Annotated in this window: 11 protein-coding genes and 1 pseudogene; 6 read left to right on the top strand and 6 right to left on the bottom strand. The window is 74.1% G+C overall.

Going from position 1 to position 11708, the window contains the following annotated elements; translation table 11 throughout:
- Nucleotides 1-555: hypothetical protein (locus BU198_RS44335; RefSeq protein ID WP_411293242.1), on the top strand; the 555-nt coding region annotated here is incomplete at its 5' end.
- An 18-nt stretch (nucleotides 556-573) separates the two neighbouring features.
- Here BU198_RS44335 and BU198_RS27980 read toward each other — a convergent pair.
- Nucleotides 574-1359, bottom strand: a complete 786-nt coding sequence (locus tag BU198_RS27980; protein WP_188299652.1) for a class I SAM-dependent methyltransferase — start codon at nucleotides 1357-1359, stop codon at nucleotides 574-576.
- Between the two features lie 293 nt (nucleotides 1360-1652).
- Between BU198_RS27980 and BU198_RS27985 the strand changes: the two genes are divergently transcribed.
- The 3 genes from BU198_RS27985 (at nucleotide 1653) to BU198_RS27995 (ending at nucleotide 4568) form a co-directional block, all read left to right on the top strand.
- The gene (locus BU198_RS27985; RefSeq protein WP_188299653.1) at nucleotides 1653-2543 is read left to right on the top strand and encodes a transglutaminase-like domain-containing protein; all 891 of its coding nucleotides are present in this window, start codon (nucleotides 1653-1655) and stop codon (nucleotides 2541-2543) included.
- Between the two features lie 96 nt (nucleotides 2544-2639).
- Nucleotides 2640-3233, top strand: a complete 594-nt coding sequence (locus BU198_RS27990) for an ArsR/SmtB family transcription factor (protein WP_188299654.1) — start codon at nucleotides 2640-2642, stop codon at nucleotides 3231-3233.
- 39 nt (nucleotides 3234-3272) lie between these two features.
- Nucleotides 3273-4568, top strand: coding sequence for an MFS transporter (locus BU198_RS27995; protein ID WP_188299655.1), 1296 nt, complete (start codon nucleotides 3273-3275; stop codon nucleotides 4566-4568).
- A gap of 40 nt (nucleotides 4569-4608) precedes the next feature.
- On the opposite strand, the gene BU198_RS28000 is transcribed toward BU198_RS27995, so the two are convergent.
- The 3 genes from BU198_RS28000 to BU198_RS28010 form a co-directional block, all read right to left on the bottom strand.
- On the bottom strand, nucleotides 4609-5808 hold the full coding sequence (locus tag BU198_RS28000) for a cytochrome P450 (RefSeq protein ID WP_188299656.1): 1200 nt from the start codon (nucleotides 5806-5808) through the stop codon (nucleotides 4609-4611).
- Between the two features lie 122 nt (nucleotides 5809-5930).
- Nucleotides 5931-6929: a terpene synthase family protein gene (locus BU198_RS28005; protein ID WP_188299657.1), complete on the bottom strand. Its 999-nt coding sequence runs from the start codon at nucleotides 6927-6929 to the stop codon at nucleotides 5931-5933.
- A 31-nt stretch (nucleotides 6930-6960) separates the two neighbouring features.
- Nucleotides 6961-8319 (bottom strand): cytochrome P450, encoded by a 1359-nt coding sequence (locus tag BU198_RS28010; RefSeq protein WP_188299658.1) that lies wholly within the window; start codon nucleotides 8317-8319, stop codon nucleotides 6961-6963.
- Nucleotides 8320-8669: 350 nt separating this feature from the next.
- Between BU198_RS28010 and BU198_RS28015 the strand changes: the two genes are divergently transcribed.
- Nucleotides 8670-10070 (top strand): pyridoxal phosphate-dependent decarboxylase family protein, encoded by a 1401-nt coding sequence (locus BU198_RS28015; protein ID WP_188299659.1) that lies wholly within the window; start codon nucleotides 8670-8672, stop codon nucleotides 10068-10070.
- Between the two features lie 15 nt (nucleotides 10071-10085).
- Here the strand turns inward: BU198_RS28015 and BU198_RS28020 are convergent, their stop codons facing one another.
- Nucleotides 10086-10589 carry a DinB family protein gene (locus BU198_RS28020; protein WP_188299660.1) on the bottom strand — a complete coding sequence of 168 codons (504 nt, stop codon included), beginning with the start codon at nucleotides 10587-10589 and terminating at the stop codon, nucleotides 10086-10088.
- A gap of 113 nt (nucleotides 10590-10702) precedes the next feature.
- Between BU198_RS28020 and BU198_RS28025 the strand changes: the two genes are divergently transcribed.
- On the top strand, nucleotides 10703-11131 hold the full coding sequence (locus tag BU198_RS28025) for a PPOX class F420-dependent oxidoreductase (protein ID WP_188299661.1): 429 nt from the start codon (nucleotides 10703-10705) through the stop codon (nucleotides 11129-11131).
- Nucleotides 11132-11212: 81 nt separating this feature from the next.
- On the opposite strand, the pseudogene BU198_RS28030 reads toward BU198_RS28025, so the two are convergent.
- Nucleotides 11213-11708: pseudogene (locus BU198_RS28030) on the bottom strand (hypothetical protein); the annotation flags it as partial.

An 11708-nucleotide genomic window follows, 5' to 3' on the forward strand; every position in this document is an offset into this window, starting at 1 on the left:
GCAGGCGTCGGCCACGATGGCGAGCGGCGCCCCGAGCAGCTGGACCAGCCCGCCGCCGAGGCCGGGCCCGGCGATCTGCGCCGAGGAGCGGACCGTCTCCAGCGCCCCGTTCCCGCCGACCAGCTGCCCGCGCGGCCGGACGGCGCCGAACTGCGGGTCGCCGCGGACGGCGTCACGCTGGACGGCCGGGCCGTCCCCGGGGCCGGGCAGAGCGGCCGACGGCTCGGCTGGCAGCGGGGCCCCGCCCCCGTGCCGTCCGCCGACCTCGCCCTGCTGCTCGACCCGATCACCCTGCACCCGATGCTCCACGGCACCGGCCGGACCACGGACGGCGAGCCGTTCCCGCTGCTCGGCATGGTCCCGGTCGGCGCCGAGACGGCCAGCGAGCTCGCCGCCCGGCCCCGGTTCGGCATCCCGCCCGGCCCGTGGGCCCATCTGACGGCGCTCGCCGCCGAGGCGAGCCACCGCGGCGGGCTGTTCTGGTGGCACGGCTGGGAGCAGTCCGCCACCGCCCTGCGGGCCGTCCAGCGCGCCCTGCGGGAGGACGGACGGTAGGCGACCGGGGAAGGCGGCTCAGGAACCGTCGGCCCGGCGGATGATGAGCATGTCCTGGGTGTGCCCGATGGCGTAGCCGCCCCCGGGAAGAGCGAAGTGCTCCTGGACGTAGGCGGTCAGCGCCGCACGGGAGGGGCGGGGTTCGAGGGTGGCCAGGTCGGCGACGTTCACCATGAACTCGGCGACGGCCACCGCCTCGGCCAGTCCGGGCGCCCGGTAGTGGAGGTCCAGGGTTTCGAGGGCGTAGCCGTGTTCCGGGTGCCGCTCGCGCAGGCGGTCGGCGAGCGGGCCCAGGTCGTAGCGGACGCCGGTGAAGTGCGCGGCCATCCGCATGCAGGGGCTCTCCGGGTTCTGGAGCACGACCAGGAGGGTGCCGCCGGGGGCCGTCCAGTCCAGGGCGCGGGTGACGGTGCCGAGCCAGTCCGGCGCGGGCACGTAGTAGAGCACGTGGGAGAGGTGGACGAGGTCGGCCGGCTCCGGCGGGCGGGCCCGGTCGAGCGGCTCCGGGAGGACCAGGGCGTCGGGGCAGGCGGCGCCGAGCTTCTCGCGCATCGCCGCGCTGGGCTCCACCGCGATGGTGCGCTCGAAGGAGCGGCTCAGGTAGGCGGTGGTCCGGCCGTCGCCCGCGCCGAGGTCCAGCAGCACCCTGCGGCGCGGCAGGGCGGAGGCGATCTCGCCCAGCCGGGCGTGGGTGACCGGCTTCTCGTCCGTCCCGGCCAGGAACAGCTCGAACGCCCGGCGGTAGTCGGCGCTCGCCACGTCCAGCACCCGGACCGGGCCTTCGTCCTTCGTCCTGGTCTCCACCGGGTGGCCTCCCCCTTGTTGATGACGAGTCGGGTGCCGCCATTGCACCCCCCGGGCCCGACGCGACGGTGCAGGGACGTTCCTGCCCGCGTGTCGCCCACGCTTCCCGGCCGACACCTCCCGTCCGGCCGACCCCTACCGGCCGCACCACCCCTACCCGCCGGACCATCCCGATCGGCCGAACCACCCCTGCCCGTCCGGCTCTTCTGGACAATCACCCCGAAAATTTGCCACGGTGAGGAGCAGCGGCCCAGCCATCGATCCTGCGGCCGAAGCCTCCTGGGAGTTCTCCCATGCCTTCCGCTGACTTCCCCGCCTTCTACCTCGGCCAGAGCGTCTTCTCCGACCCCGGCACCCATCTCCCCCGTTACGCCGACCTCCCCGGCATTCCGGGCCAACTCGCCCGCATCGCCCGGAACCTGGTCATCCATCGCCTCGAAGGCCGGCTGTTCCACCACCACATCCCGGCGAACCGCCTCCACCACGACGCGGAGACCCGCTACCTCGACGACATCCTGGACCTGATCACCGACCGCGACCCGGCCCCGCTCACCCACCCCCGCGCGCCCGCCGACCGCTTCGTCGGCGTCTGCCGCGACCTGGCCCTGCTGCACTGTTCCTTCCTGCGTCACGTCGGCGTCCCGGCCCGGCTGCGCTGCGGCTTCGCCGACTACCTGGGCCCGGCCGGCTTCCACGCCGACCACGTGGCCACCGAGTACTGGGACGACCGGCGCGGCTGGCTGCTCGCGGACCCGCAGCTGGCCGACCCGAGGGTCGCCGCGGACCTGCGGGTGGACTTCGATCCGATGGACGTCCCGCGCGACCGCTTCCTGGTCGCGGGCCAGGCCTGGCGCGCCATCCGCAGCGGCCGGGCCGCCGCCGGCTCCTTCGGCGTCCACCCGCCCCAGGAGGGCCCGCTGAACGGCGACTGGTTCGTCGCCCACTCCACCAGGCTCGACCTCGCCGCCCTGAACAAGACCGAGACCCTCGCCTGGGACACCTGGGGCACCGCCTCCACCACCACGCCGCACAGCCCCTACGACGAGGTGGCCCACCTGACGACCGGCCCCGTCGACCTCCCCTCCGTCCGCCGCCTCTTCACCGAGCACGACGCCCTGCGCACCCCGAAGACCGTCCTCTCCCTGGCTCCCTTCAACGGCCCGCGCGAGGTCACCCTGCGCTGACCGCCCGTCTTCCGTCCCGTCACCTCTTCGGCGAGCACCTTCGAAGAATCCAAAATTTTTATTGCGCAACTTTTCCTTCGGATCTATCGTCGACGCATGCCCGAGAAGCCCCGGCCCGACCGGATCACCGACCTGTCCCGTCTGAAGGCGTTCACCAACCCGCTGCGGATGCAGCTCTACCGCCTGCTCTACGCCACCGGCAGCGCGACCGCATCACAGCTCGCCGAGCAGGTCGACCAGGCTCCGTCCCTGGTCAGCTACCACCTGCGCAAGCTCGCCGAGCAGGGCTTCGTGACCGAGGCGAGCGGCCGGAGCACCGACGGTCGGCAGCGGTGGTGGCAGGTCGCCTCCGAGGAGGGCTGGGGCTTCCGCGAGTCCGACCTCGCCGGCACGCCCGAGGGCGCCGCCGTCGTCGGCACGATCACCAGGGGCCTGGTCGACTTCCGCTCCGCCCAGTACCTCGCCTACCTCGGGCAGAGCGCCGCCTGGGGCAGGGAGTGGACCGACGCGGCCTTCAGCTCCGAGTGGCTGCTCGACCTCACCGCAGCCGAACTCGCCGAGATGGAAGAGGAGTTGCAGGCCCTCTCGCGGCGCTGGCGGGAGCGCGGCAAGGCCGCCAGGACGGCCGGTGACACCGCGGGCCGCGAGCACGTGTCCGTCCACCTGTACGGGTTCCCCTTCCGCCCCTGACACCGGCACAGCCGGGTCCCCGAACCGTCGGAGCCCCTGATGACCCTCGCGGAAGCACCCCTTCCCGGCCGCGTCGCCGCACCGCCTGCCACACCGCCCGCCCACCGCGACGGCAACGTGCTGCGCTGGCTCGCCGCCTACACCGCCTCGCTGATCGGCGACGGCGTCTACTTCGCCGCCCTCGGCTGGTCAGCCCAGCGGTCCGCGGGCCCCGCCGAGGTCGGCCTGGTCATGGCCGTCGGCGCCGCTCCGCGCGCCCTGCTGATGCTCGGCGGGGGCGTCCTTGCCGACCGGCTCGACCCGCGCCGGGTGATCCTCGGCAGCGACGCGGCGCGCTGCCTGCTCATCCTCTCGGTGGCCGCCGCCATCGCGCTGACCACGCCCGCGCTCTGGCTGCTGGTCGCGGTGGCGCTCGTCTTCGGCGCCGTGGACGCGCTGTTCGTCCCCGCCGTCGGCGCTCTCCCGCCCCGGATCACCAGCCCTGACCAGCTGGCCAGGGTCACCGGCCTGCGCTCGCTGTCGATGCGCCTCGGCCAGATCGCCGGACCGCCGCTCGGCGGCCTGGCGATGGGACTGGGCGGCCCCGCCGCCGCGTTCGCCACCGCGGGCCTGCTGTTCGCGCTCTCCCTGCCGCTCCTGCTCTCCGTCCGGATCAGCCCGCTCGAAGCCCCCTCCTGCGAAGCCCCGGCGGGCGACACCCCTCCTGGCGACGACACCGCGCGCGCCGACCTCCTCGACGGGCTGCGCTACATCCGCCGCCACCGCCTGATCGGCCCGCTCGTCGTCGCCGGCGCCGTCTGCGAACTCGGCCTCACCGGCACCCTCAACGTCGGCATGGTGCTGCTCAACGCCGAACGCGGCTGGGGCCCGTCCGGCTTCGGCTGGATCGTCGGCTGCTTCGGCGCCGGGGCCGCCGCGAGCGCCGCGCTGCTCGCCGTCGTCGGCCGGATTCCCCGGGCGGGCCTGACCATGGCCGGGACCCTGCTGGCGGGCAGCGTCGGCGCGGCGGCCATGGCCCTGGTCCCCCAGCTGTGGACCGCCGCCGTCATCGCCGCCCTGGTCGGCCTGGGCGCGGGCGTCTTCGGCAGCCTGGACAGCACCCTCATCCAGACCGCCGCCGACCCCGCCTACCTGGGCCGGGTCACCTCCGTCACGATGCTCACCATGGTCGGCATCGCCCCGCTCAGCTACCCGCTGGTCGGCGCCGCCATCGGCGCCTGGGGCACCGCCCCGGTCTTCGCCGGCTGCGGCGCCCTCTCCTGCCTCGGCGCCGTCCTCGCGCTCGCCTCCCCCGCCGTCCGCGGCGCCGAACTCCCCCGCGCCGCCGCCCGCTGAACATCCTGTGCGGCGCGCGGGGGCCGGGCCGGCCGGGCGGTCACCAGGTGACCGGGAGCACCTCGACGCCGTAGACCGTGGAGCCTTCACGGAAGCGGAGGTCGGCCTCGGGGACGGCGAGGCGCAGGTCGGGGAAGCGCCGCAGCAGGGCCGGCAGCGCGATCCTCAGTTCCAGCCGGGCCAGTTGCTGCCCGAGGCACTGGTGGGCGCCGAAGCCGAAGGACAGCTGGGCGACGGGGCGGCGGTGCACGTCGAGGTCGTCGGGGCGCTCGGGGACGAGGCCCGGATCGCGGTTCGCGGTCAGCGGGGAGAGCAGGACGTGCTCGCCCTCGGCGATCCGGTGGCCGTTGATCTCGACGTCGGCCACGGCCGTGCGCAGCAGCGGTGCGGGGATGGCGAGATGGCGCAGGAGTTCCTCCACCGCCGTGCCGGTGACCGCGGGGTCGTCGCGCAGGGCGGCGAGCTGGTCCGGGTGGCGGAGCAGGGCCAGCACGCTCAGGGCGAGCTGGGTCGCCGTGGTCTCGTGTCCCCCGACCAGGAGGGTGGTGCCGAAGCCGACGAGTTCCTCGTCGGTGAGCTCCGCGCCGTGCTGCCGCACCACCTCCCCCAGCACCCCGTCCCCCGGGGTGGCCCGGTTGCGGGCGACGATGTCCGCCATCGCCGCGTTCAACTCCTCCGAGGCGGCGACCAGTTGTGCGGCGTCGGCGGTCCCGTCCATGATCACCTGGGAGCAGCGCTGGAACATCGCCCTGGTCCCGTACGGGACGTCGAGCAGCTCGCAGATCACCAGCGACGGGATGGGCAGGGTGAACGCCTCGACCAGGTCGACGACCGGCCCCCGCTCCGCCATGGCGTCGAGGTGGTCGGCGACGATCCTCTCGATCGCGGGCCGCAGCCCCTCGACCCGGCGCACGGTGAAGCTGCCGGTGAGCATCCGGCGCAGCCGGGCGTGCTCGGGGCCGCTGTAGGCGGGCAGGAACCCCGGATGGTTGAACAGGGTGCGCGGCAGTGCCGGGTCGATGCCGTCGCCCGTCACCAGGCGCTCCTCCGCGAAGGCGGCCCGGACGTCGGCGTACCGGGTGATGACGACGGCCTCGATCCCGCCGCGCACCGGGTGGGACACCCGCAGCCGTGGCAGGCCGTCCGTCCCGGTCATCCGGCGGAGGTCGGGCGACGGGTCGAACGGGCAGGTGAGGTCCCGTTCGGAGGCGACGAAGGACGCCGGGCGGTGGTCGGGCATGGTGCGGGCTCCTCAGCTGGATCGGTCCGGGCACGCGGTCGAGGGACGGGAGGCGCGGGAGGCGCGGGGGACGCGGGGGCGCGCCCCCTGCCGGAGGTCGCTCCGGCCCGCCCTTGGCCGCCCTACCCGTGGTATCGGGTGGAGGCGTGGTGCCAGTCGTGGGCGCCGCGGATGGTCGTCTGCAGCGCCTCCGTGCAGTAGCGGTGCAGCAGGTCGCGCTCGGCCGGGTCCAGGTGGCCGGCCGAGGTGGCGTCGAGCAGGGCCCGGTGGGCGCCGGTGAACAGCTCCAGCGCTTCGGCCCGGCGGCGCAGGGCCCGGTCGACCGCCCGCGGCCGGGAGAGCCCGTGGTCCCGTTCCAGACAGAGCACCAGGTTGTTCCGCTCCCCCAGCGCCTCGTCCTTGTCCAGGGAGACGAGGTCGTTGTCGCAGATGATGAAGGTCTTCGTCATCTCGCGCATGACCGACAGGTGCGGCAGCGCGTACAGGTGGTCCGGCAGGACGCACGAGGACAGCCGTTCGGCGAGGTCGACGACGGGTGCGACCCCGATGGTGTGGCGCCGCACCCGCAGGTACGTGCTCAGCGGCATGGGTGTGCCGGCCTGCCGGCTGTGCGCCTCGTGGACGTGGTGCTCCAGGTAGGAGGTCCAGTGAGCCGCCGACCGCCGGATCCAGTCCTCGGGCATGTCCTGGCAGCTGCGCCGCCGCATGTCGGCGAAGGCGGCGGCCAGCGGCAGCGGGGACGCGGCGCCGGTGACGCCCTCCCGGACGAGTCCGACGACGTTGCGGACCCGCTCGGGCGACTCGCCCCACCGTTCGTCGAGCGCGTCGTCGAACAGGAAGTACCAGCTCTGCTGGTCGACGCCGAGGTCCAGTTCGGCTCCGGTCGCGTTCGGGTAGAACATGGCCGCGATCAGCGGGAACTGGCCCTTGAGGTGGTGGGCCCGCTCGGCCTCCGTGGACAGGAAGCCGAAGGACCGCGGCCAGGCGAGGTGGCGGTCGTGGGCGTCCCGGAAGTCCGGACTGATCCGGCGCGGGAAGGGGACGCCCGGATCGGCGGCCGGGGCGGACGGGCCCGGGGCCGGGCCCGGGCCTGCGGCGAGGGTCTCTGCCGTCGATGTCATGGTGTGGCGCACCTCCGGGAACGGGGCCGGTTCAGCCGGCCGGCCAGGGTGAGACGCGCATGGGCAGCGCGTTGGGCCGGATCAGCGCGTGGACCACCGGTCGCACCCGGTGCCCCGCGACCGGCCGGGGTCGCCACCGCGAGACGATCGAGCGCAGGGCGACCAGCATCTCGGTCATCGCGAAGTGGTCCCCGATGCACTTCCGGTTGCCCAGGGCGAACGGGACGTAGGCGCCCGCCGGGAGGTCCCGCTCGGTACGGTCGAGCCACCGGTCCGGGTCGAACCGCAGCGGGTCCGGGTAGTACGCCGGGTCCCGGTGCATCGTCAGGGCGCTGTAGATCAGCTCGGCCCCCTGCGGGAGGTCGGCCCCGCGGACCCGTACCGGCTCCAGGGCGCGCCGCATGAGCAGCCAGCTGGGCTGGTGCAGCCTGAGCACCTCGCGCAGGAACCGCTCGGTGAAGGGGAGCGTCGCCGCGCCGGGCAGGGCGCCGTCGGGCAGCGCGTCGCACTCGGCCTTGATCCGCCTGGTGAGTTCGGGGCGCCGGCCGATCTCGTGGAGCGCCCAGGCCAGGGTGGTGGACGTGGTCTCGGCGCCGGCCATGAGCAGGGACAGCAGCTCGTCGCGGGCCTCCACGTCGGTCATCCCCTGCGGATTCCCCGGGGTGCCGGCGAACATGACGGACAGCAGGTCGCCGCCGTCGCCCGGGTCCCGCCTGGCCTGCCGGACGGCGTCGTCCGCGAGTTCGCGCAGTGCCGCCGCCGCGGACAGGTACCTGCGGTGCCCCAGCAACGGCGAGGAGGCGACCGACGCGGGCAGCAGGGTGCCGACGAAGACCCCGCGCATGACGGTGGTCAGGTGCTCGGCGACCCGCTCCCCCAGTTCGGCCACGGCCGCCGCGCCGTCCGGCCGTTCGGTGCTGAACAGGGTCGAGACGAGCATGGCCGTCATCATCCGGCGCAGCACCAGGTCCATGGCGATCACCTCGCCCGGGCGCCAGGACGACACCTGTTCCTCGGCGATGCCGGTCATCGTGCTGACGCACCCGGCGATGCTGTCCCGGTGGAAGGCGGGCTGGAGGGCGCGCCGTTGGCGCCGGTGGAAATCCCGCTCGGAGGTGATGATGCCGTTGCCGATGAATGGCCTGGCGACGTCGAACAGCAGCCCTTTGCCGAACTTCCGCCCCTGGGTCACCATGACGTCGTGGACGGCCTCCGGCGAGTTCAGGAGGTACACCGGCCGATTGCCGAGGAATATCCTGACGATCTCGCCGCGCGCCCTGACCGATTGCAGGAATTCCACTCGTCTGACGGCCAGTTGTGGCAGGTGGCCCAGCAGCGGAAGGCGGCCCGGCGCGACGGGGGCCGCCCCTGGAGCGGTGGTGGAACGCACAGCCCTGCACCTCCCTGAAGTCTCGGATCGAAAATCCGTCCGACCATGGAACATCTGCTCGTTCGCGGTGCACGGTGATCATCATCCGATGGCTCCGGAGCGGTCAAGAGGCCGACGGAAAATGCCCATCAGGGATTGTTTTGAGTCGAAGGATGTGAGTTCCTTCGGGATTCGCTCCGGGGCCGCCGGACTTTCTGCTAGGGCTCGTCTTCAAACCCCCGCAGGCGGGGGTTTGAAGACGAGCCCTGGGGCGGAGAACCCGACGCGGGCCACCCGGGCCGGATTGGACCGGGACTCCGCCGCCCCCTGCCGTTAGCCTCGGCCGCACTGTCGATCAACGGAGAACCAGCATGCACCCCGAACTCGCCGCCGATCTCGGCCGGTTGCCCGACGTCCTGGAGGAGACCCGGCAGCGGGCGCTCGCCTTCCTGGCCGGCCTCGACGAGCGGCCCGTGGTCCCGCACCCGGAGCCACCGGCTGGGGCCGGGCTCGCCGAGGACGGCGGCGGCGCACGGGCCGCGCTGGCCGAGTTCGCGGAGCGCTGGGAGCCACGGCTGTCGGCGAGCGCCGGGCCGCGCTACTTCGGCTTCGTGACGGGCGGCGCGACGCCGGCCGCACTCGCCGGCGACTGGCTGACCTCGGCCTACGACCAGAACTCCAACTCCTCGCTGGACCCGGCCGGTCAGCAGCTGGAGCGGGAGACCGTCGGCTGGCTGCGCGAGTTGTTCGGGCTCTCGGCGACGCACCACGGCACCTTCGTGAGCGGCGCCACGATGTCCAACACGGTCGGGCTGGCCGTCGCCCGCGAGTGGCTGGGCGAGCGGCTCGGCGTCGACGTCGCCGAGGACGGGGCCGGCGCGCTGGGCCGCGTCCGGGTGCTGTCCGGCAGCGCGCACTCCAGCGTCGCCAAGGCGCTGTCGGTACTCGGCCTGGGCCGGGCGGCGCTGCGCACGGTGCCCGTGCTGCCCGGCCGGGAGGCGGTGGACGTGGCCGCGCTGGAGCGGGCGCTGGCCGAGGCCGACGGGCCGTGCGTCGTGGTGGCCAACGCGGGCACCGTCAACACCGTCGACTTCGACGACCTGCGCGCGATCGCCGCCCTGCGCGAGCGCTACGGCTTCTGGCTGCACGTGGACGCCGCGTTCGGCGCGTTCGCCGCGCTGTCGCCGGAGCACGCGGAGCTGGTGGCCGGGCTGGACCTCGCCGACTCGGTCTGCGTCGACCTGCACAAGTGGCTCAACGTGCCGTACGACAGCGCCGTGCAGTTCACCCGCCGCCCCGACCTCCAGGCCCGGGTGTTCCGGAACGCCGCCGCCTACCTCGGCCCTCTCGGAGAACACCCCGACCTGGTCCACCTCACGCCGGAGAACTCGCACCGGCTGCGCGCCCTCGCCGCCTGGTTCACCCTGCGGGCGTACGGCCGCTCCGGGCAGCGGGAGATCGTGGAGCGCTGCATCGCCGGCGCCCGGGCGCTCGGCGCGGAGGTCGCCCGGACCGAGGGCCTGGAACTGCTCGCCCCGGTGCGGCTGAACGTCGTCTGCTTCACCCTGACGACGGACCCGACCCCGGAGCGGCTCGCCGCGCTCGCCGCCGGACTGTCCGACGAGGCCTTCCTCACCCCGACCCGCTACGCCGGCCGCCCCGCGCTGCGCGCGGCGTTCAGCAACTGGCGCACCACGGAGGCCGACGTCCGGCGCACGGCACGGGCGCTGGCCCGGGCCGTCCGGAACGGGACAGTGCAGGCTGCGGACTGAGGCGGGCCGGCCAGGTCAGCTCCGGTCGTGGTCCCCCGTCCCGCCGTCGATCAGCTCGCGCAGGATGTCCAGGTGCCCGGCGTGCCTCGCCGTCTCCGTGGTCATGTGGATCAGCACCCAGCGCAGCGACACGGTGTTGCCCGACCAGGAGGTGCCGAGGTCGTCCAGCGCGAGCTCGCCGATCACCTCGTCGGCACCGGCCCTGGCCCGCGCGTAGAACGCCAGGATGTCGGCCGTCGACTCGTGCGGCTCCACCCGCATGTCGGAGGCCTCGTCGGCCTCGATGTCGAACGGCTGCGGTCCGCTCTCCCGGCCGAACGCCTCCCGGAACCAGCCGAGTTCGGCGCCGCCGAGGTGCTTCACCAGCCCCAGCAGGTTCGTCCCCGAAGGCGTCATCGGGCGGCGCAGCTGTTCGTCGTCCAGCCCCTCCAGCTTCCACAGCACCGCGTCGCGGTGCCGGTCCAGCGCCGCGTGCAGGCTTTCCTTCTCCCCACCCGTGAAGGGCACGTGATTGCTCATGCGCGGGAACGTACCAGCCGCCACCGACAATGCCCGGAGAGTTCCGGCCCCCGCACACCCGGCCCGCGTGGCGGCCTTGCCTTCACACCGGTGTGAAGGTCGATCATGCTCCCATGACCGCCACACCTTTCGATCCGTACGCGCTGCTCGCACAGAGCCGCCTGGGCGTCCTCGCCACCATCAAGGCGGACGGCCGGCCGCAGCTCTCCCCCGTGTTGCCGTTCTACGACCGGGAGGCGAACGCCCTCCTGATCTCCACCCGGGACGGACTGGCCAAGACCGTCAACCTGCGCCGGGACCCGAGGGCCAGCCTGGAGGTGACCGGCCCCGACGGCCGCTCGTGGGTCACCGCCGAGGGCGTGGCGGCCCTCACCGGTCCCGGCACCGACCCCGGGGGCCCCGAGGTCGAGGCGCTCGTGGACTACTACCGCCGCGCCGCCGGCGAGCACCCCGACTGGGCGGAGTACCGCCAGGCGATGGTCACCGACCGCCGGGTGCTCCTCACCATCCCGGTCGACCACGTGTACGGCACCCACCTCTGACCGGCCGGGCCCGGCCACCGTCACGGGGGTGCGGTGGCCGGGCTCCGGTCGATCCCGAAGTCCCCTTCGCGACGCGGCTGTTCAGTGCCTGGTCGCGGTGACCACGGTGGCGTCCAGGTCCTCCTGCCGGATCTCCAGCGCCACCAGCCCGGCCGCCCCGGTCACCGCGAGGGCCGCGGGTGCCTGCCGCTCGCTGGTCTCGAACAGCAGCGACCCGCCGGGCGCCAGCCACCGCGGCGCCTCGGCGACCACCCGCCGCAGCACGTCCAGCCCGTCCGCCCCGCCGTCCAGCGCCGGCCTGGCCTCGTGCAGCCGCGCCTCGGGCGGCAGCAGGCCGAGGTCACCGGTCGGCACGTACGGCACGTTGGCGATCAGCACGTCCACCCGGCCGCGCAACCCGGCGGGCACCGCCGTGAAGAGGTCGCCCTCGAAGACCCGCGCCCCGGCCCCCGCCCCCCGGCGCCCCCGAGCAGCCCGCACGCCGGACGCCCACCCGCCGGACGCCCGGCGGGCCGGTGCTCCAGGACTCCGTGACCGAGGCGATCGCGGCCGCCTTCTTCGAGGAACTCGCCGCGGT

This window comes from Streptomyces sp. CBMA156 (assembly GCF_014596515.1).
Lineage (GTDB): Bacteria > Actinomycetota > Actinomycetes > Streptomycetales > Streptomycetaceae > Kitasatospora.

Coding starts and splice junctions, on each gene's coding strand:
- BU198_RS27985 (WP_188299653.1), top strand. CDS start 1,653: ATGCCTTCCGCTGACTTCCCCGCCTTCTACCTCGGCCAGAGCGTCTTC.
- BU198_RS27990 (WP_188299654.1), top strand. CDS start 2,640: ATGCCCGAGAAGCCCCGGCCCGACCGGATCACCGACCTGTCCCGTCTG.
- BU198_RS27995 (WP_188299655.1), top strand. CDS start 3,273: ATGACCCTCGCGGAAGCACCCCTTCCCGGCCGCGTCGCCGCACCGCCT.
- BU198_RS28000 (WP_188299656.1), bottom strand. CDS start 5,808: ATGCCCGACCACCGCCCGGCGTCCTTCGTCGCCTCCGAACGGGACCTC.
- BU198_RS28005 (WP_188299657.1), bottom strand. CDS start 6,929: ATGACATCGACGGCAGAGACCCTCGCCGCAGGCCCGGGCCCGGCCCCG.
- BU198_RS28015 (WP_188299659.1), top strand. CDS start 8,670: ATGCACCCCGAACTCGCCGCCGATCTCGGCCGGTTGCCCGACGTCCTG.
- BU198_RS28020 (WP_188299660.1), bottom strand. CDS start 10,589: ATGAGCAATCACGTGCCCTTCACGGGTGGGGAGAAGGAAAGCCTGCAC.
- BU198_RS28025 (WP_188299661.1), top strand. CDS start 10,703: ATGACCGCCACACCTTTCGATCCGTACGCGCTGCTCGCACAGAGCCGC.